The organism is Pseudoalteromonas sp. 120-MNA-CIBAN-0494 (assembly GCF_040308885.1).
GTDB lineage: Bacteria > Pseudomonadota > Gammaproteobacteria > Enterobacterales > Alteromonadaceae > Pseudoalteromonas > Pseudoalteromonas nigrifaciens.
Genome location: NZ_JBEOOE010000001.1, coordinates 129,312 through 149,941 on the forward strand (window position 1 = coordinate 129,312; position 20,630 = coordinate 149,941).

The 20,630-nt window shown below is 37.6% G+C and carries 16 protein-coding genes, 1 other RNA gene and 1 pseudogene; 7 read left to right on the forward strand and 11 right to left on the reverse strand.

Translation table 11 applies throughout. The annotated features are described in order from the left end of the window. Nucleotides 1–310 precede the first annotated feature (310 nt). Together gltS and AAEY55_RS00605 are read left to right on the forward strand one after the other, a co-directional pair. A complete protein-coding gene (gene gltS / locus AAEY55_RS00600; protein ID WP_011328742.1) occupies nucleotides 311–1,525 on the forward strand; it encodes a sodium/glutamate symporter in 1,215 nt (404 codons plus the stop codon). Nucleotides 1,526–1,929: 404 nt separating this feature from the next. Beyond that, nucleotides 1,930–3,165, forward strand: a complete 1,236-nt coding sequence (locus AAEY55_RS00605) for an ATP-binding protein (RefSeq protein WP_350549595.1) — start codon at nucleotides 1,930–1,932, stop codon at nucleotides 3,163–3,165. 40 nt (nucleotides 3,166–3,205) lie between these two features. On the opposite strand, the pseudogene AAEY55_RS00610 reads toward AAEY55_RS00605, so the two are convergent. Beyond that, nucleotides 3,206–3,403: pseudogene (locus AAEY55_RS00610) on the reverse strand (tyrosine-type recombinase/integrase); the annotation flags it as partial. Nucleotides 3,404–3,936: 533 nt separating this feature from the next. Next, nucleotides 3,937–4,293, reverse strand: a transfer-messenger RNA (tmRNA) gene (gene ssrA, locus AAEY55_RS00615). A 270-nt stretch (nucleotides 4,294–4,563) separates the two neighbouring features. Between ssrA and AAEY55_RS00620 the strand changes: the two genes are divergently transcribed. Next, complete coding sequence (locus tag AAEY55_RS00620; protein WP_197108192.1) at nucleotides 4,564–6,189, forward strand: DUF342 domain-containing protein; 1,626 nt, start codon at nucleotides 4,564–4,566, stop codon at nucleotides 6,187–6,189. Here AAEY55_RS00620 and rnt read toward each other — a convergent pair. Beyond that, the gene (rnt, locus tag AAEY55_RS00625) at nucleotides 6,173–6,871 is read right to left on the reverse strand and encodes a ribonuclease T (RefSeq protein ID WP_350549598.1); all 699 of its coding nucleotides are present in this window, start codon (nucleotides 6,869–6,871) and stop codon (nucleotides 6,173–6,175) included. The two genes, AAEY55_RS00620 and rnt, sit on opposite strands and share 17 nt — an antisense overlap. A gap of 207 nt (nucleotides 6,872–7,078) precedes the next feature. On the opposite strand from rnt, the gene AAEY55_RS00630 reads away from it, so the two are divergent. Next, nucleotides 7,079–7,957: an OmpA family protein gene (locus tag AAEY55_RS00630; RefSeq protein WP_011328772.1), complete on the forward strand. Its 879-nt coding sequence runs from the start codon at nucleotides 7,079–7,081 to the stop codon at nucleotides 7,955–7,957. A 10-nt stretch (nucleotides 7,958–7,967) separates the two neighbouring features. Here AAEY55_RS00630 and AAEY55_RS00635 read toward each other — a convergent pair whose 3' ends face one another. Beyond that, nucleotides 7,968–8,858 carry a DMT family transporter gene (locus AAEY55_RS00635; RefSeq protein ID WP_182677256.1) on the reverse strand — a complete coding sequence of 297 codons (891 nt, stop codon included), beginning with the start codon at nucleotides 8,856–8,858 and terminating at the stop codon, nucleotides 7,968–7,970. A 220-nt stretch (nucleotides 8,859–9,078) separates the two neighbouring features. On the opposite strand from AAEY55_RS00635, the gene AAEY55_RS00640 reads away from it, so the two are divergent. Both AAEY55_RS00640 and AAEY55_RS00645 read left to right on the forward strand, forming a co-directional pair. Beyond that, nucleotides 9,079–10,281, forward strand: coding sequence for an aromatic amino acid transport family protein (locus AAEY55_RS00640; RefSeq protein ID WP_080516816.1), 1,203 nt, complete (start codon nucleotides 9,079–9,081; stop codon nucleotides 10,279–10,281). A gap of 195 nt (nucleotides 10,282–10,476) precedes the next feature. Then, nucleotides 10,477–10,842: a hypothetical protein gene (locus AAEY55_RS00645; protein ID WP_041454510.1), complete on the forward strand. Its 366-nt coding sequence runs from the start codon at nucleotides 10,477–10,479 to the stop codon at nucleotides 10,840–10,842. Between the two features lie 72 nt (nucleotides 10,843–10,914). Here AAEY55_RS00645 and AAEY55_RS00650 read toward each other — a convergent pair whose 3' ends face one another. Beyond that, entirely contained in the window at nucleotides 10,915–13,101 is a 2,187-nt protein-coding gene (locus tag AAEY55_RS00650) for a TonB-dependent receptor (RefSeq protein ID WP_350549603.1), read from the reverse strand. 385 nt (nucleotides 13,102–13,486) lie between these two features. Between AAEY55_RS00650 and AAEY55_RS00655 the strand changes: the two genes are divergently transcribed. Next, nucleotides 13,487–14,077, forward strand: a complete 591-nt coding sequence (locus tag AAEY55_RS00655) for a LuxR C-terminal-related transcriptional regulator (RefSeq protein WP_011328777.1) — start codon at nucleotides 13,487–13,489, stop codon at nucleotides 14,075–14,077. Here the strand turns inward: AAEY55_RS00655 and AAEY55_RS00660 are convergent. From AAEY55_RS00660 to AAEY55_RS00685, 6 genes are read right to left on the reverse strand one after another with little or no spacing between them, the layout of a single operon-like run. Beyond that, nucleotides 14,067–14,918 (reverse strand): hypothetical protein, encoded by an 852-nt coding sequence (locus AAEY55_RS00660; RefSeq protein WP_179807440.1) that lies wholly within the window; start codon nucleotides 14,916–14,918, stop codon nucleotides 14,067–14,069. The two genes, AAEY55_RS00655 and AAEY55_RS00660, sit on opposite strands and share 11 nt — an antisense overlap. Beyond that, nucleotides 14,908–17,313 (reverse strand): fimbria/pilus outer membrane usher protein, encoded by a 2,406-nt coding sequence (locus AAEY55_RS00665; protein WP_350549607.1) that lies wholly within the window; start codon nucleotides 17,311–17,313, stop codon nucleotides 14,908–14,910. The genes AAEY55_RS00660 and AAEY55_RS00665 overlap by 11 nt, the downstream gene beginning before the upstream one ends. A gap of 5 nt (nucleotides 17,314–17,318) precedes the next feature. Then, a complete protein-coding gene (locus AAEY55_RS00670) occupies nucleotides 17,319–18,044 on the reverse strand; it encodes a hypothetical protein (RefSeq protein WP_244181038.1) in 726 nt (241 codons plus the stop codon). Next, nucleotides 18,044–18,742 carry a molecular chaperone gene (locus tag AAEY55_RS00675; protein WP_179807442.1) on the reverse strand — a complete coding sequence of 233 codons (699 nt, stop codon included), beginning with the start codon at nucleotides 18,740–18,742 and terminating at the stop codon, nucleotides 18,044–18,046. Before AAEY55_RS00675 ends, AAEY55_RS00670 begins: the two co-directional genes overlap by 1 nt. Before the next feature lie 56 nt (nucleotides 18,743–18,798). Beyond that, nucleotides 18,799–19,275, reverse strand: coding sequence for a hypothetical protein (locus tag AAEY55_RS00680; RefSeq protein ID WP_350549611.1), 477 nt, complete (start codon nucleotides 19,273–19,275; stop codon nucleotides 18,799–18,801). A 51-nt stretch (nucleotides 19,276–19,326) separates the two neighbouring features. Continuing rightward, nucleotides 19,327–19,797 carry a hypothetical protein gene (locus tag AAEY55_RS00685; RefSeq protein WP_011328783.1) on the reverse strand — a complete coding sequence of 157 codons (471 nt, stop codon included), beginning with the start codon at nucleotides 19,795–19,797 and terminating at the stop codon, nucleotides 19,327–19,329. Nucleotides 19,798–20,630 lie beyond the last annotated feature (833 nt).

Consider the following 20,630-nt stretch of genomic DNA (forward strand, 5'->3'; position numbering starts at 1 on the left):
TGTTTGTTGTAAAAAAATACAACCACATTAAAACTAATGAATAAGAATTACTTTATGGCTGTGTTTGCTGCAAAATAGTATACAAACTTAAAATATGCATCTTGATCGGTAACCGGTATATGCTAAGCTCCTGCCCTCAAAATTAAACTTTGCCTGTTTTTTATTAATGATTTGCTAAGTTGCAAGGTACTGCTTTTGCTTATGGCGCTCTAAAGTTTTGAACTGCTAATCTGTTGATTACCTCTTCACGGTCAAACTTTGGTTCATGTGCAAACAAAAATATACCGTATTAAAAAGGTTAAATGCGCTTATGAATATTGAAATTTCTATTATAGAAACCTTGTTAGTTTCTTTGTTAATACTTTTTGCAGGCTATTATCTCAATAGCAAAATTGCTTTTCTTAAAGACAACAACATTCCTGAACCCGTTGTGGGTGGTATTGCCTTTTCTATTATTGCGGCCATTCTGCACGTTTACTTTGATATTAACTTTCAATTCGATATGACTTTTAAAACCCCATTAATGACCATGTTTTTTACCACTGTTGGTTTGGGTGCGAGTTTTAGCTTATTAATTAAAGGCGGCCCTAAAGTCGCGCTGTTTTTGGGCGTCGCAACAATTTATTTATTGGTGCAAAATGCCTTAGGTATATCTATTGCGGTAGCAACCGGTATGGAGCCTTTAATGGGCTTAATTGGCGGCTCTGTAACACTCTCTGGTGGCCATGGTAGTGGTGCTACGTACGCTGATTTATTTATTAATGAATATGGTATGCAAAGTAGCGTATTTGAACTGGCAATGGCAGCCGCTACGCTTGGGCTTATTCTTGGTGGCTTAGTTGGCGGCCCAGTCAGCAGACGCCTCATTAATAAATACAACTTAAAAGCAGACACTTCATACCATGAAGAGCGCGATGACACAGTTACCTTCGACCCAGATGATCACGACCTAGTAACACCGCGTAAAATGATGGAAACCTTGTTTGTTATATTATTATGTATGTACTTAGGCCGCATGGGCTACGACGCATTAAAAGCAATTGACGTTATTTTACCAGCATTTTTAATCCCATTATTATTTGGTGTTTTTATTACTAACCTTACTGAATTTTCTAAAATTTATAAGGTAAGCCGCGCCTGTATAGACTTATGGGGCACTATGGCGCTATCAATGTTTTTAGCCATGGCTTTAATGTCGTTAAAAATATGGGAACTGCTGAGCTTAGCCGGCCCAATGATATTTATGATTTTAGTACAAGCCGTTATGCTAATGCTGTTTGCTTACTTTATTACCTTTAGAGTAATGGGTAAAAACTACAACGCCGCAATAATAGCGGGCGGTCATTGTGGTTTTGGTTTAGGCGCAACGCCTACCGCAGTTGCAAATATGGAATCTTTAGTATCTCGTTACGGCCCCTCACCACAGGCATTTTTAGTAGTACCTTTGGTGGGCGCATTTTTCATTGATATTACCAACGCACTCATTATACAGCTGTATTTAAGCTTTCCTTTTGTTAGCGGTTAATAGCCGCACTTAAGCTATTGCACTCTCGTGAGCCAGCCCAAACGCTGGCTCACATTTAATAACTAACCCTGCCGTACCTCCAATCGTTTTTAGCAAACCTAATATGGACAACTCGTTCACCATCACAATATTAATCTTGTAAAAGCCACCTTAAATTACAGCCATAAAAAAACGAAATTAAAAGTCATTATTGGCAGAACTGGGGGGCTCGCGTCCGAAAAGCCTCGATTACTACAGGTAACTAATTAAAACAAGTACTTACTTTTAAATCATAAGCTTAGTTTCTTATAGTATCTTCTAAAGTCTTGTGTAATCTTTTGTATTTGGGCATTATGTGGACATAATAAAAAAGCATAACTACTGGCAGTAATGTTTTGCTCTCAAACTACTCTATGAGGCTTGAATTGAAAAAAATCAACCCATTTAAACCTAACAGTCCTGCTCCGACCGCAATGTTTGCAGGGCGTATAAATGAAATTAACACTTTTGAGCATGGCTTACACCAAACTAGAAATGGTAGTCCAACTCACTTTTTAATTACAGGTGAGCGAGGCATTGGAAAGTCATCTCTTTTGATGCTCTATAAACCTCTTGCTGATGGAAGTATTGCTACTGAGTATGGCAATATGAATTTTGTAACCATCAATACTTCAATATCCCCTCGAACAAACTTAAATACTTTCATAAAAATTATTGATAAAGGTTTGAAGCGTGAATTGGGCAAAATAGAATCTGTGCGCTCTTTCTTAAATGAAACATGGAGCTTTGTTCAACGCATTAAAATTATGGATTCAGGAATTGAGAAAAATTCTGTAGCTGAAGAACCTGACCTAATAATTGATGATTTGGCATACTCTTTAGCTGAAACTTGTAATAGAATTACAAACCCAGAAAAGGGTGAACAAGCCAAAGACGGTATTGTATTTTTCATTGACGAAGCTGACGCAGCTTCACCAGAATTACATCTTGGTTACTTCATTAAAATAGTTACTGAGATGCTACAACAACATAACTGTACTAACGTCATGTTTGTGATAGCGGGTTTGCCTGAGGTAATTGGGAAGTTATCAGATTCTCATGAGTCTTCGCTACGTATTTTTCATCATTTAAAAGTAAAAGAACTACTTAAAGAAGACAGATATTATGTTATCGAACAAGGAATGAGTGAAGGTAATAGAGTGAATCAGGATTTAACTACCATATCTGATGAAGCTAAATCTAGAATATCCACTTTATCTGAAGGTTATCCCCACTTTATTCAACAATTTGCGTATTCAGCATTTGATATTAACGATGATGGTGAAATATCTGAACATGATGTACTAGCTGGAGCATTTAATGAAGGCGGAGCTTTAGATTCAATTGGGCGACGTTACTATGCATCTCAATATCATGAGCAAATAAAATCAGACGAATATAGAGATGTTCTCGCAATTATGGCTGAAAGTTTAAGTGCTTGGGTCAAAAAAAGTGAAATAAGACAAAAGTTTACCGGTAGTGATCAAACTTTAACTGACGCCTTAAAAGCTCTTACTAACCGAAAGATTATTCTAAAAAACCCATCAAAACTTGGGGAATACCGTCTTCAGCAGCGTGGTTTTGCTCTTTGGATAAAGATGTTTGGAAATAGAGACAAATAAAATGAGATTTATCCAATAGCTTTTAACGCTGTAAATACTTTTAGCAGTTAATCTTAGGTCCAAACCTAATAGCATCTTCTAAATGACTTGGTGCAAAGTGCGCGTAAACCATGGTTTGCTCAATCTTTGCATGACCAAGTATTTGCTGTAGTACCAAAATATTACCTCCATTCATCATAAAGTGACTCGCAAAAGTATGCCGTAAAACATGGCTACACTGCCCTTTAGGCAAATTAATATCGGGCAAGTATTTAAAACACTTTCAATTTAAGAACTTATTTATTTTACGTGAATAGAAGTGCCACTAAATTATTAGCGTATTAATTGTGTATAAATAACTTATTTAATCTGACAATTGCCGGTTTTTTAGAGCCAATACCCAATTCTTACTATTACTCTGCTTCTTTCAAAACCTTTATTCGCCTTTAGATGGCGCTCAACGACGTTTCGCTAGCGACAACTAACTGTGCGTTTGTAATATGAGGATCGTTGCTAATAAGGTTGATTATTAATTTATCTACATCAGACAGTTTTAAACTCTCAGTTACTCCCCTCATTTAAACCTTCATTTTTAAAAGCTTAGCTTCGGTTACTGCATCAAAAATCATCACTCAATGAAGTGCGCTACCTGCTTCGTGGGTACTTTGGCGAATAGCTTAATGGGTCTGTGATCTTAATTAACCTTTAGCCATAAAAAAACCCGCAAGCTTGATTTCTCAAGCGTTGCGGGTTTTTTAGGGTTTTTAGACAAACGAATCTAAAAACCGATATTGGTGGAGCTGGGGGGATTTGAACCCCCGTCCGAAAAGCCTCGACCGTCGGTACTACATGCTTAGTATTGTCATTTAATTAACCTTTAAGTCCCGGACAAACACGGTAAATAAAGGCGAGGCCGCTTAGTTTTAACGCTTCAACCCCGGCCAGGGTTTCCATCGCGATCAGGTGTTAGGGTGACACTCCAAAATCTAGTCCACAAGAATACATAGAAGGAGCGCTAGCTGGCCTAAGCCGCTAGAGAGTAGTTATCGTCGTTTGCGATTACTTTAGGTTGCGGCTGTTTAACGAGGCAAACCGCACCTCGACATGCACCTTGGGCTTCTTGAATTCCGTCGAATCCTAATCAGCCCCTGAATTAGTAACTCATTCAGAGCGTACGGCTAGTATAACCGAGTAATATGCTGATACTCAAGGCCCTTCGATGCTTTATTTTTACTTACTAGGCACTATTGTGCATTAAACAGGCAAAGCTATGCAAACAACCCGAGTAAGCAATAACATTTACTTAACACTCTCTCTGCTTTGTGCTCAAATACGAGATTAAAATTTATTTAATAACAAATTTTGATCTTTATATAAAAAATAAAATAATAACAGGCATATTACGTAGGGAATTTATAAATGTCGGTTTTCTCATTTAATCAACAAACAGGGTACTTGTCTTTATTAAAGCATCCTATAGACAGTGGTTTTATAGCAACAACAACACAGTTAATAACATTGATAGAGCAATCTCAGTATTGTGACTTTGAGATTATAGCTGTCAATATTAGTAAGTTATTTACGCAAAGTAAAAATTACCAAAGCGAATCGTTAATTGTTGCACACGCAATTAATGCCGCTATTACTATTAATATTGATGACAAAAATATGGTAGCCGAAGCAACGATTAAAACGGCAAAAGGTGGTGTATTGCTATCAATGCAAGACGCACAAAAAGCACTTTTTGATGCTGGTATTAGTAAGGGCATAAGCCCACAAGCCTTAGATAACTTTTTAGGACAGCAATTTGAGCACCCAGCAGGAAGCGAATATTCTGCAATTATTGCGCATGGCCGTAACCCTAAAAAAGGCCTTGACGCCAAATTTGTACGTTTGTGTTCAACCGCACAAGATCGCGTACTTAGCCCGCAAGCTAAGGAAGGCGGTAAAGTTGATATGAAAAATTTAGGGGCAATTATTACGGTAAAACCAGGCACGCCACTTATGCAGCGAGTTGCGGCTACTTTAGGTGAAGATGGTTATACTGTATTTGGCGATATTATTTTAGCAAAGCCCGGAAAAGAGCATCAATTGCAGCCCTTTGAGGGAACCAAAATAGATCCTAATAACCCAAATATATTAATAGCTGATTGCAAAGGCGTACCAGTTGCCCTCCCCCGTGGAATGCGTGTGGATGACGTGTTATGTTTTGATAACGTAGATGTAAGCACCGGCCATATTAACTTTACCGGTAGCGTAATTATTAGTGGTGATATTAAAGATGGTATGCATGTTAAAGCGAATGGCGACATTACTGTTTTAGGCTTTGTAGAATCAGGAACAATACACAGTAAAGGTGCAGTAACCATTATGCTAGGTGCCATTGGCCGAAAGCGCGAAGTTGATGAAGCATTTAGTTGCCACATAATTGCTCAGCGGACTATTTGCGTTGGATATGCGCAGTATTGCCACATAGAAACAGCGCAAGATCTCTTTATTGAACGCCAGGCTTTACATTGTGATTTACGCGCTAAGCGATTAATTAGAGTAGGAAAAGCGAACAATCCGCGCGGTAAAATAATTGGCGGTAATATATTAGATGCACTGCGCCTTGAAACTGGTGAGCTGGGTGCGCCCGCAGGAACTAAAACCAAGGTGTTTTTAGCACAACATTGGTTTGAACTGAGAGAAAAGCAAACTGAAATTTTTGACTTTGAAAAGCTGCTTGCTGATAAATCTGCTGTGCTAAAAAATGCGCGAATTAAGGCCAACAAAATCCCAGCGCCGGCACAACGTCAACTATATTTAGATAAAATAAAACTTAATGAGCAGCATATACAAACACGTACTGCCCAGTTACAACGTCAAAAACAGCTTATTAAGCATAAAATAATGCAACTATTGGCCACCAGCCACTTAAAAGTTAACGATTTAATGCATCCGGGTGTGGAGCTTAAAATAGCAAAAGACACTAAGCAGTTTTCGCGTATTTATCCGCCCCATTTAGTCAAACTAAGCGAAGGTAAAATTACTCAGACGTTTTAGCATCATCGCTATCACTATCATCTACTTGTAACTCAGTATCGGTGCTTTCTAATGGCGCTAGTGGCCAACCGCCTAGTTGTTGCCAGCGATTCACTATTAAACAATAAAGCTCAGCGGTACGCTCTGTATCGTAAAGTGCTGAGTGTGCTTGGCTATTATCAAATTCAATACCCGCTGCTCTACATGCTTTGGCAAGTACAGTTTGCCCTAAAGCAAGCCCTGCTAACGATGTAGTATCAAAACTTACAAATGGATGGAACGGCGTACGCTTTATATTATTGCGCTCTATTGCTGCATTTAAAAAACCATGATCGAATGCTGCATTATGCGCAACCACAACTGAACGTTGGCAGCCGGCTGCTTTTTGCGCTTTGCGCACAACTTTGCAAATTTCTTTAATTGCATGCTCTTCAGGCACGGCACCGCGCAGTGCTGAAAATGGATCAATACCATTGAACTCAATGGCCGCTTGTTCAATGTTAGCGTCTGCAAACGGTTCTACATGAAAGTGCACCGTGTGATCTATGCTAAGCAATCCTTCGTCATCCATTTTTAAAACAGATACTGCAATTTCTAATAAAGCGTCGGTATCTTTATTAAACCCGCCAGTTTCAACATCAATTACCACTGGAAAAAAGCCACGAAAGCGTTTTGCGAAAAGTGTTTGCTCAGTATTTGCCATAGTCTTCTTGGTTTGTAGGTGTAAGCCATCTATTATGTCAAAATTGGGGGCCTTTCGGCTAGAGGATTTATTGATTAATTATAGCTAAAACTATAGGCATGTAATTTGCTTTACAGTTAGAGCTTACTCTGTATTGTTTACTATTAAGTGCTATTACACGGTATTTTGCCAAATTATTGGCAATACTGATTTACTGGAGAATTCCCGATGAAGTTTAAGTTGTTATTTATTAGCCTTGGTATTACCAGCGCACTTTGCAGTTATAGCAGCTATGGTGCTATGCGCCAATACATTGCCGATCAAGACAACTCTAATTGGCAAGTAGTTAAAACCTCTCGTTTACAATGCCAGTTAAATCATGAAGTTCCATATTATGGCGAAGCCATATTTAATGTTAATGCAAGTAAAAACAAAGACCTTACTTTTAATTTAGATATGGTTGTTCGCCCTGATAATTACGCTATTGCGGGCTTAAAAGCAGTGCCACCAGCATGGCGAGCCGGTACGCCAGTTCGCGATATAGCTGACATGAAGTTACTTAAAAAGTTTGACGGCGAACTGGGTAATAAAACCGCATGGGAAATGCTCACCGAACTTGAAAAAGGTAATCAGCCTACTTTTTATTATCAAGACTGGCAAAATAGTGCCGATAAAATTGCCGTAGGCATGTCGGGGGTTAATTTTAAACAAGCCTATTGGGCCTTTTTACAATGCCGCGATGAATTATTGCCATATAGCTTTGAAGATATTTCGTTTACGGTAATGAACTATCAGTCTAACAGCAGTAAATTAACTAAATCTTCGCAGCAACGTTTAGATAAAATTGCTGAATACTTAAAAAATGATCCAAGTATTGAGTCAATTAATATAGCGTCTTATACCGATAGCTATGGCGGTCGATGGAATAACCTAGACCTTTCTAAAACACGCGCTAAAGCAATTAAAGATTATATGATTAGTTTAGGTGTTGATGAAACTAAAGTGCATACCGATGGGTTAGGTGAAAAACGTTTTGTAGACACTAACGATACTATTTTAGGGCGCAACAAAAACCGTAGATTAGTAATTCAAATAGCGAAAATATGATGCTTTAACATCATATTTTTTGCTTATTTCGATTAACTATTTGCTCGCCAAACTGAAACACACCTAAGCTTAGTAAAATAATAACCGCACCACTAATAAGCTCCTTGCTAAGCGGTTCATTATTAAGCCATGCGCCAAGCCCTAATGCAAAACTTGGGGTAATAAGCGTGGTAAGTGCAACAGTACTGGCATTTAAGTTTTGTAATACATGAAAATACGCCAGCGCTCCTAACAATGAGCCAAATACTCCTAAATAACCAATAGCCCATATTGATTTAGCACTCCAATTTTGTATATTTAATTCACCGTCTAGCAGCAACCAAGCAATAAAAAATAAAGGTGTTACAAACACCAGAGCACCAAATGTAGTTGCCATAGGATGAATAGCAATTTTAACCCGCTTGATCATCACTCCACTTAAACTAAAAAAACACACCGCTATAAACACATATAACAAACCAAGCCCCTGAGTTTGCGAGTGCTTAATTTGGTTATAGCTGACAAAATATAATCCGATTAGGGCACATGCAAGTGCGATTAGCTTAATTGCACTAAACTTAGGCTCGTTAAGGAGTTGCTGGGCAAGTAAGCCCGATAAAATAGGCGCTAAGCCAAACATTAATGAAATAATGCCTGAGGGCACTGTTTTAGCCGCCATATAACTAAGTAACATGCCACCAAAAATACCTATGCTAGAGTAAAAATAAAGTAAGCAGGCATTTTTATTCCACGGCACCCTAATACGCGTAATAGCTATAATTACAGCACCTAAAGTAAGCCCTACCAACATACGTAATAAAACCGCTAATGTTGGCGATACTGTATCGCTGCTCCACACTATACCTAATGGTGTGGTTGACCATATAAGAACCATTATAAAGTACGATACTTTAATTGGCACATGCCGCTCCTTAGCCATTAACAATAAAACTCAAAAAACTTCAAATAAACTATACGCTTAAAGCACTTTTTTAATAGTTAATATTAATAAAAGATGCATTTAAATTACAGTTGTAAATAGATAATTACACTTTATTTTATTTCTTTTATAACAAAACTATTTAAGTTTTGGTTAACTAGTTATATCTTGCGTACCTCTCAAGATTGATCAGGATCATTAAGTGCTTAAAAATAAAACAATAGGTAGCATGTTAATTGTTGCAGGTACTACCATAGGTGCAGGTATGCTGGCCTTACCAATTGCATCAGCCGGACTAGGGTTTAGTACTGCGCTGACATTAATTGTCGGTTGTTGGTTATTAATGACCTACACTGCACTGCTAATGCTTGAGCTCCATCAATATGCTCCTCGCGATGCGACGCTAAATACCTTAGCTAAACTTTGGCTTGGCAAACGTGGACAATATGTAGCTAACTTTTCGGTGATATTTTTATTTTACGCTTTGTGTGCAGCTTATATTGCTGGTGGTGGCGCACAACTTCAAGATCGCATAAACACGGGGTTTAACGTGAGTATTGCACCGCAACTGGCCTCTGTTTTACTGGCGGTTTTAATTGCTGGTGTCGTAACTCTGGGTACCAGTAAGGTCGATAAATTTAATAGAGTGCTGTTTTCAATAAAAATTGTGGTACTTGCCAGCCTGTTTTATATGTTAACGCCTTATGTACATGGCCAACATTTACTTGAAATGCCAGTAGAGCAAGGCTTAATACTCTCGGCTATTCCGGTGGTATTTACCTCATTTGGCTTTCATGGCTCTATTCCTTCAATTGTTAAATACGTAGGATTAGACATAAAAACACTGCGTAAAGTAATGATAGCGGGTGCAACGCTACCGTTAGGTATTTATATTTTTTGGCAAATATTAAGCCAGGGTATTATGAGTCAAAATGATTTGCTCAATAGCCAAGGTTTAAGTGGCTTTGTACAAAGCATGGCGAGCATTGCGCACAACCCAAACGTTGCCACTGCCGTTAAGTTATTTGCTGATCTTGCATTGGCCACTTCATTTTTGGGTGTAAGTTTAGGCTTGTTTGACTTTTTTGCCGACACTTTCAAAAAAGCAGATACAAAAGCGGATCGAATTAAAACGGCATTAATTACCTTTATACCTCCTCTTGGTTTTGCCATATTTTATCCGCAAGGGTTTATTATGGCGCTTGGCTACGCAGCGATTGCCTTAGTGATTTTGGCCGTTTTTTTACCTGTAGCTATGGTTTATAAGCAACGTAAAAGTACACAAAACACAGGTTATAAAGTACGCAGCGGTAATATTGGCTTAGCCATTGCAGCATTATGCGGTTTAACTATTATTAGTGCCCAAGGCCTACAAATGGCCGGATTAATACCCGCAATAGGCTAATTCTAATAACTCCCGAGCTTAATGCTCGGGGCTCAATAAACCGTAGTTACACCCAAGTATTGAGCCAATTTAAACAGCTTAGGGCAATCACTTTTATCCATTAATTTAAAATTTAATCGTTTTGTTACGGGTATGTTCATTTTCGTTACTTATAATGGTGTTAAATATTATTTTATATCGATGGAAAAATTACACATGAATAAATTAGCAGGTTTAGCATTATTAGGCACTTTACTTACATTAACCGCGTGTGAAGATGCCAAAGAGATCAAAGAAGACGCTAAAGACACCGGTGCTCAAGTGCAGCAAGAGCTAGATAAAGCGTGGACTAAAGTAAAAGAAACCACTCACGAAATTAAACATGACGAGTCGCTAAATCAGTTATTACAGCAAAGTAAAGCAATGGGTTTAGATATGTACGATGACGGCAAAGAAGTTGCTGTTGATGCGTGGATAAAAAGTAAAGAAACGGCAGGCGAGCTAACCGAAAAAACCAAACAAAAAGCACGTGAAATTGCCGAAGAAATTGAGCAAGCACGTAAAGATCTAAACAAAGATTAATTTTGCCCTACTAATATTAAAAAAGGTAAGCCGCGGCTTACCTTTTTGTTTAAATGCGTTAGCTAAATTAGTTTACAGCTCGAAGTCTTTTTTGAACTTTAAACCAAATTCACTGCGGTCATTACTGCGCATAACGCCAACAAAACCAGTTTGTTGTAGGCGTCCTACATCGTACACTTCGTTTAATACGTTTTCACCATATAGCGTTACTTCCATATCGCCGTACGGGTTAGTGTAAGAAATATTAAAGCCAACTAACTCACGAGAATCAATTGTTTCGCTATAGTTAAATACTGACTGACCTTGCATTTCACTGCGGTACGAGTAGTTTGCATTAAAAGCCAGAGTGCCACCGTTATTTAAATCCATAAAATATGAAGGCGCAATCATCACAGTCCAGCGTGGTGTTAATGCAGGCGAATCGCCTTTACCAATTCCTTGTACGCCTGCTGCTACTTCACTAATTTCTGAATCTAAGTAACCCACTGCACTGCGAATAGTAAAGTCGTCAGTAATGGCTACTGTTGTTTCAAGCTCAATACCTTGCGCTTTTGATTGACCAGCATTTTCAACGATAGTTACAAAACCACCGCCCGAAGTAGGGTCTGAAAATGGCAGCGCTAAATCTGTGTAGTCAGTTACAAATACAGCCAACATCATAGATACATTTTCGTGTACTTGGCCTTTTAAGCCAATTTCGTAGTTAATTGCTTTTGTTTCATCAAATGATGAAAACTGATCAGGCCCGCCAAATGGACGCGGTGGAAAGCCACCTGTTTGGTAACCTTTTTGAACTTGACCATACACATTCATATTATTACTAAGCTGGTACGAAGCATTTATATCCCATGTCACAGCATCAAAGTCTGCAGATACATATTTACGTTCGGCAAAAGATGGAAAAATCGCATTCGCTTCTTTTTTATCTTTTGAGTAGCGCAGGCCACCACCAATGCTTAAATCGTCGGTTAAATCGTAGCCGGCATTAAAGTAAGCAGCATAAGAGTTGGTTTCTTGATTTATTTCGAAGAAACCAAAACTGTCTGGCGTATTGTATGGGCTAAATACAAAGTCTTCTGAACGGGTAAAGCCATCTTCATTAAAGAAGTACAAGCCAGATACAAAGTCCATGTTGTCAAACGTTGCGTTTAACTGAATTTCAAATGAGTATTGATCAGCACCACCTTGCTCTGGAAACTCAGATAAATTAAGCGCTGATGCATCATCATCTAAACCACCTTCATACTCAGAGGTACGGTAGCTTGAGATAAACTTACTTGTATAAGTGTCGTTAATTGCCCAATCAGCAGCAAATGAAGTTCCCCAACCTGAGTAAGAAGTTGATTCAATACCCGCAACGGTTGTGCCTAAATCATCTGGATTTGCCGGAATTAAATCTGGTGTTAATAATGGGAAATCGCCATTGTTCTGATCATTTGGATCAAGTGGTGCGGTAAGCTCAATTGTATAAGGCGATTGGCCCGATTCGTTATCAACGCCATCTATAGAAAAAGTAAATGCAAGGTCGCTAGTTGCTTGGTATTTAAATGCAACACGGCCACTAAACTCTTGCTCTTCACCAATTTCCTTTTCTGGGTTAGCTAAATTAACTGCTGTACCCACCCCATCACGCTGCTTGTAAGACGCACTTGCCGACATACTCAAATCATCAGTTAATGCGTTATTAAAGTAAATATCGCCTGCTACACGACCTCGGCTACCCACTTTTGCAGTCGTTGTTAAAATGCCTTCATCACCTGGTTGCTTGGTTATTACATTAACCGCGCCACCTAAAGTATTACGGCCATATAAAGTACCTTGAGGGCCACGTAATACTTCTACACGCTCAACATTCGGTAGCGATAAATTTGACCCCATTTGACGGCCTAAATACACACCATCTAAGTAAACCCCAACACCAGGATCGGTAGTAATAACATGATCTTGAAGGCCTATACCGCGAATAAACACAGATGCATGTGCAGAGTTCCCCACGCCATAACGAGTAATATTTAAATTAGGTACATACTTACCAATATCTTCTAAATTACTCATATTGGCTTTATCAATGAGGTTTGCACCAATTGATGTAATTGCGGTTGGAGACTCAAATAAGCTTTCTGTACGTTTACGAGCGGTTACTTCTATTTTTTCAAATGCGTCTTGCTTTGCTGTTGTTTTGGTTTCTTCTGCATTTACTGAGGTAGTGAGTGCAGCAATAATTGCTAAGCTTAACGGTGAGAGGTTGCGTAATTTCAAAAATAATCTCCAAAGGGTATAGGTTTTGTTATGCGTTACATTTTTATAAAATATAAATTGTAGGCATAAAAAAAGATGCGTTGTAGCATCTTTCCTCTGGATGTAAATTATATGATATAAACAAGATGATATGTATCATTTTCTAATATTTTATTAATAAAAACCCTGCCGCGCCACAACTCCTCGCTAATAGTTATTCAGTAAAACGCCATTCACCTTAAATTATTAAAATGAGGAAGTAAATAAACCCACAGAGCCTATTGCGTATACTACAATTAAACAAGCGATTTAAGTTAAATAACAAACGATTTGTACATTATTTCACCATTGATATTAACTGAACTTAGGAATATAGTAGTAATACTTAAGTATATGGAATAAATTTATGGCAATTGAAAATATAACGAATAAACAGATAAAGTGTTTAAATACTTCCGGGTATACTTCTTTATTTTGTGTGGCGACACAATACAATATACTGCTGGTAAATTATCAAGCACTTAACGTTATCACTAACTATGAACTAATTAATCAGTTTATGTTAAAAAATGAGCACCAAGGGCTTGTTATTTTTGACGTGCCTAAAGACAGTGATGTTATTCCATTAAAAGAATGGCCTAACTTAAAGGGCTTATTTTATGCTAATACAGACGAAGCTCTTTTTCACCAAGGGTTAGAAGCGATTAATAAGGGAGAACTTTGGTTTCCTCGCGCAGTTACTGATTGTTGGATGAGGCAAATGCTGGCTAGCGAGCAACAAACAACACTGCAGTCGAATAACCTTACCTGTAAAGAAATTAAAGTTTTAAACTTACTGTTTTCAGGAATGCACTCCAGTGCTATTGCCGATAGCCTGTTTATCAGCGAAGCAACTGTGCGAGTTCATTTACATAAAGTGTATCAAAAAATTGCCGTTAAAAATAAGCAGCAAGCACTTGCATGGTGTCAAAAAAACTTAAACAAAGTTAATAGTTAAGTGGGCTAATTTGAAACCTTATAGTATCTGTATACTCACCAGCGGCTTGCTCTTTAAAGTCAGCTAACTGTATTTTAAGTGGCAATAAAAACACAGTTTGCCCAGCGTATGAAAACGTTTTATTTGTATCTTGACTCAATCCTAACCAATTACCCGCCAAATCTAAATTATAATCTATCGCATATTGTTGCTGATACATACTGTGCACTAACTTACCTTTATTATCAGAGCTAACACGCAGCCGAACATCTGAATTAGTCACTACTTGCAGGCTAGGTAACATAGCGTATTCTTGCAGAGGTATTAACTCTCCTAAGTTAATGATATTTGCAAAAGTATTATAACCAAGCACCGACAGGCTGGTTCTTGGGGCAATATCTGTTTCAATGTCAAGTTGACGCTCATCGAGCAGCTGATTATTTTGATCATAAAGTTTTATTTGCAATCTATCTGTGTATAACCCTGCCTTTACCGGTGTACCCGATGGGATCAAAAGTTCAACTTCAGCCGCTGACTCTACTAGTTGTAAACGACTAATTGATGAGCTGACTAATTGCTGAGTATCGCTGCGAAATTGATAAGCAATACTTTGAAAAGCGCCTTTTAGCTGCGCTTGGTTTTCACTGGTTAGTATAATATGTAGCTGGCACTGTTCGTCATTTATTACATTAATGCGCAGCTGCTTTTTTGCATCTACTTTTTGTAATGCATGGTACTGATCAAAGTCATCAAATAAGTGGTCAATATTATTTAACCTTGCATCACACTGTGCGTAGCTAATATAAGGTAAAAGTAATAAAGCTAAGCCGCTAATAAAGGTAACCGTTTGTTTAGTGTACATAAATCTTTCCTTTTCTTTGTAGTTGCTCACCTTCTTTTACATCTAAAATAAATTGCGATTTTTCGCTATTATTTAATGTCACTTCATAGCTACAAGGGGTAAGCCCAGTTAATGCAAAACGACCCGATTTATTTGTAAAAAACTTATATTGTTTTTCAGTATTATCTGAACATACAGCAACACCCACTTGTAATGCTAACGGCTGTTGTTGTTGATCTAGTAAAGTGGCGATAACCGATATATTTGCAGCAGTACCAATCATTACACTATACCCACTGCGATAAGATGGGAAAAACACCACTAAACCCGCCCCAATATCATACCCAGGCTCCAAATCTTCTACATCTACTGAAATAGCCGAATTATCGTATGAGCTAATATCATGTAATAAAATAGTATCAAAATCTGCATTGTTTGTTCTGTATTGATCTTTGTATTGGCCCAAGGTTATTTTTTTATCTTTTAGGCTCGAGTGGGGTTTAATTAAAGCAAAGCTGTCGTATATAGGCTTACCTATTGCCCAATCATCTTCTGCAAATGCTACGCTGGATGCAAAACTAACCCGACTTTGATGATAAGCTGAACTTGCATTTAATTGCTCATAAAAGCTAGCATGGTCTAAACTAGCTAAAAATCGGTTGCCATTATATTGTGTGTTTAAGTCAAATAATGCTTCATTTTGGTCATTATGTTCAATTCCCGTTCTTAAACTAAAGGCACCTACATAACGTTGATTAGCATCTTGGGTATACTCTAAACGTGTTTTGTTTCTACGTGATTGGTGAGATAACTTTAAACGTCGATCATTACTAAACTTATAGGTTAAAGAGAGCCTAATTCCCCACTCTGCATTATCTGCTATTTCATCCCATTGAGCGCCTAGGCTATAACGCCAACGGTTGTTACTTAAATCACCAGATAAACTTAACCCTACTGATTTATCAAACTGAGCTTCATTATGTGCTCTTGATAGGTTGGCAAAAAAAGAAGTACGTAAAGTAGGGCTATTAAAAAAGCTATAGTTTGCCTGAATAAAGTGTTCTCGTAGTCGAGCACTACCTTGTAGATCAGGTCGATAGCCTACAGCACGGAAGTTTTCAGTAGAGTACTCATAACCAAAACTAATATCTTGTGGTAATTCACTTCTGTCTGTAAAGCTACTATATACCAATCGGTAAGCGTGTCCTGTTTCGTCGCCAAAACTCACTGCATTTTCAAATGCAAATTGGCCAATATTGGCAGCATAAATACTTTTAAAGCCTGCTTGTTGTATAAATTCATCTGCCTGCGCTGTAAAGCCAATAGTCCAACTAGGCGATACCCCATAATCAAGATAGGTACTTATCAATGGGCTGTCATTATCGTAATTTAGCTGATCGGTTAATGTCGATGGCACTCCAATATGAATCTCATATTCTAGCTGTCCCTCTGCAAATAAATCTAAGCCCGTGGTTACATCAAAATTAACGTATCGTACTACCCCTGCAATATCAGTGATCCGCAAACTTATATTATTACTTCCCTCATTCAACGGTATATCATCTAATGAATATATGCCTGCAGTTAAATTTAATCGCTTTACAATCCTATCGTCAACCAATACTTCTACAGAAGATGGGCTTTCTAAAGTAAAGCTTCTAGAGGCACTGGGTCTTATTGGCCTATCGGATACTAGCGAGAAGTCATGAGCAAGTGAAATCCCCAAAATACGTGATGTAGATTGAAAGTAACTTCCTGAGCTGTAGTTATCGCCTATTGATACACGCATGCCTTTTAACGGTAAGTCATGCACTAAGCGTGTGCCTAAACGTTTAACATTTGATGATGTTGCCTCAACATCTGATAAGTACTCAAGTTCATTTTCTACTACCCAGCCCCCCCAATTCATCACCATTTCAGCACGAAAGGCTAGCTGTTTGTCTGTCGTATCTGTATTGTTATTTTGTTGATATAAGTAGCTAGAATACAGGTTAACAAAGCCACTTAAATTAGCCACTTCTGAAGCTTTTAGTCGCCTAGAGTCTGATTTTAAACTTAATGTTTGCGGGCGGGTTAAATTAAGAGGGGCATTTATTTTTAAACTAAAATCGCTTAGGTCAAAGTTAACCACAAAGCCAAACTTTTCTAATGCTTGCTTGCTAAGCAAACCATCAACAACCTTAGCTTTTAATATGGCAAGGCCTTCAGGGTATAACACTTCCTTTAATACTGTTTCAACTTCGTTCCACTTAAGTAATAAATTATCACCTGGCTCCACAGCAAGTGTTACTCTGCCAATATCTGTTTTATTAAGCTCAGCCTCAACACTTAGCTCAATGGTTCGGTTAGATGGATTTATTTTTGCTAGGCTTACTTGAGTGAATACAATTAATAATAAACAAATAAATATACGCATATTTATTACCTCATCAATTCTAAGCGTAAGCTTTTAAAACTATCCTCTTTTATCGATTTTGGTTTAGGTATTTTTATATAGTGGCTACTATTAGGTGCAAAAAACACGTCATACCCTTGTGCCTTTAATTGCTGCTTTAAAATGCGCTCTATTAATACTCCAGAACTTTCATCAGTTAACTTGATCTCATAATCACTTAATCGACTCGCACCTGGGCCTTTATTTATTATATTTACCATAATGTCTGTTCCCTCAATATGAGACTCTCCAACGGCTAAATCTGCTGTTAACTGTGGTTGATCTACATGCACAATTAAGTTCACATTAAGCAGCATGGTTAATTGCGATGCTTTGTCTGCTAAGTGAGCGTTTAATGGTTGCTCAATCAAGCTAACTTGGTAACTTTTATCTGTGGTTGGCAGTACTTTATCTAGCCATCTAAATTGAATACGCTGACTTTGCCCCGCTTGTAAAAATAATGACGGCGGAAACACCCACAATGGCGAATCTTCTAACGGCACTAGTTGTGGTTCATCTTGTGTAAATTGAATTTCGTATACCTGTATATCAAAGGCAATATCACGTGGTAACTGGTTATGTATTAAACTAGATGCACCATTTGACACGCCATTTGGTGAAAAAGTAACTACCATGGGCGTTACTTCTAAAGCGTAGGCGGGCAAAGCTAACATTACAAATAATAATAAGTAATAATTCAGCAGCCTACACATTAAAACAGCACCTCTAACTCACTTTGCTCTGCATTAAATTGCGCTGGTATTTTTATTGTTACTTCTCGACTTGAGTTAGGTAAAAGCAGCTTTCCACTTAACGCTTTACTTAAGCTTTCTCCTTCAAGCACAAATTTTTCATTATTACCCTTAATTACCCACTGTGCTTGCGATAAGCGAATATATTTATTGCCGGTATTTTCTAATAATACTTTCCACTCACCAGTTGCTGCTTGTGCTTTACTTTTAATCATTAACTTGGCTTCTGCTCCTTGCGGAACCACATTAAGTAACGTTCTAAAGCTCAAGCTCATACCAACACCTGATGTATTATCATCTTGTAAATTAACTTTTACTTGATCAATCATTAAACGATAAGCTTTTGAAGCGGAAAGTACAGGCTCACCAATATACCTAACAATAACTGACTGGCTTTTTCCTGCAGGAATAATAGTTGTCATAGGTATAATTAAAAAGTCATCTTCATTTTCACGTAACGACTCATCTCCTTGATCCGTTATTAATAAATCATATGCTGTAATTTCAATAGTTAAAGGATTTACTGATGTATTTGCTATGCGTATTGTTTGTTGCGATTGGCTCCCCATAGGTTGTACCTCTGCAACCATAGGTTGTACTTGAAAAGACAATGCCGAGTAAGAAGCTGTAAATAAAATAAAAATTATAAATAAACGCATAAAATTCCCTCTAAATAATAAAAAGGCAGTTAAAAACTGCCTTTTAAAGTGACGAATTAATTAGCTGTTATACCTAATGTAAGCGTATCTGCATACGTCCCTGACCATGTAGGTGTTTGTGTAACTGTAACTAAAATTGTCCCCGCTATAGTACCTCCAGCCATTGCCGGTGTACCAGCTTGGCTTTGTGATACAGACTGATTATTTGCGCCATCATCTGCAGTTAAAGTAAACGCAAATGGACCTGCACTTAATGCTGCAGTATAACCAATGCCCTGATCTTCATCATCCGCATTTTGTAAATGCCCTTCTGAAGTTGTTAGCGATATTGTTGCGCCGTTTACATCATTACACTGAAGATTAAAATTAACTGTAGCACTATCACCGAGCGCTAGAGCTGGAAAATATTTAACAGTCTCTGTGTTACTAACTCCACACACAGACTGTACAGCCGCGCCTAAGTTTATGCTGTCTGCTAGTGCTGCACCTGATGTAAGTGCTGCGATTGCTGATAATACGATTAACTTTTTCATTGTTATATTCCTTTTCCATGTGACATATGTTTATGTTTAATAATTAATGGTTTACCGCACACCACCAGAGACTGCAGATGGCGTCATTTCTATGCGAATAACATCCTGGTAATTTCCTGCATAAATTAAAGGGTCTACTAGCTCTAACTGTAGTTTTGCTACACTGTTAAATAAAATTTTATCAACATTAAATGTTTGTGATACTGTTAGGGTCTGTGACGAAACAGACATACTTTGATTAGCATCTGCAATTGACAAGTTAACGTTATAAGCATTTAAGTGAGTACCCTGCTGGTGGCGCAAACCACCGTTTTCTGACAGCATAGATACCCGCATAGGTGAGTTACAATTAATTGCTAACTCTGTATTAGCGAAGCCATCTGAAGAAATAATTAAGTTTTTATTTTCTGCCGTGAACTCACATTTAGGTGAAATGTACCCAACTAAAGTAAGTGCTACTTCATCGTTGCTATATGCATTACATGCAAAGCAACATAATAAATAACCTAGATATTTTTTCATTATTGCCATTTCCTTTGAGCAACTTCGGTAAGACGATTTAATCTTAAGATAAAATAACGGTTTAGTGAGTTTTCATTTGCTTACTTATCAAACAATCCTGCAATTAAATGTAATAGTATTAGTACTTAATTTTTATAAATATGCGTACTAAACAATTCACAAGCCTCAACGACCCATAAATTAAAAACCGTTTTAATGGTGTGTAAAATATGTGTTTATAATTTATAAACAACGTAAAACTAGGTAAACAAAAAATAAACTGTCTTTATTTGATCCTAATAACTTTTATAAACTCTATTAGCTAAACATAATTAAATACCTCGTTCACTTTTCATTCATTTCATGTGTTTTTTTAGCCTGTTTAATTAATAAAAAACAACTTTCCCACTTAAAAAATTCTTTTTAATTAGAGCCTGTTTACCATCTAAGGTTTAATTTTTAGCAATTTGCTTGGCTTTTAGGTTAGACAGAGCCTATGTAATGTCGTTATTCCCCACAAACTAGGTGATATCGACGTATAAATGCCAAACACACGCTGATCGAGTAGTTTTGCCAAGGGTGATGAACTATTTTTATCTACATGGGTATAGGTGAGCGGCGGAAGCTTTGCTCGTTTTTACTTATTTTTACTTGGTTTTAAGCTAGTAGAATAAGGGAAAAACAGTTACCGAGCATACTAGGTTACAAATTTCGCACCGCGATTAAAGCCCCCTAGAGTGAAAAAGGTTCAACCATGAACGGTCAATATACCCTAACTACTTTCAATAAATTGCAGGAACCACAACGTAAATTCATTAAAATCAATTCCGTTTGTAACTGTTTCCCTTTCTAAA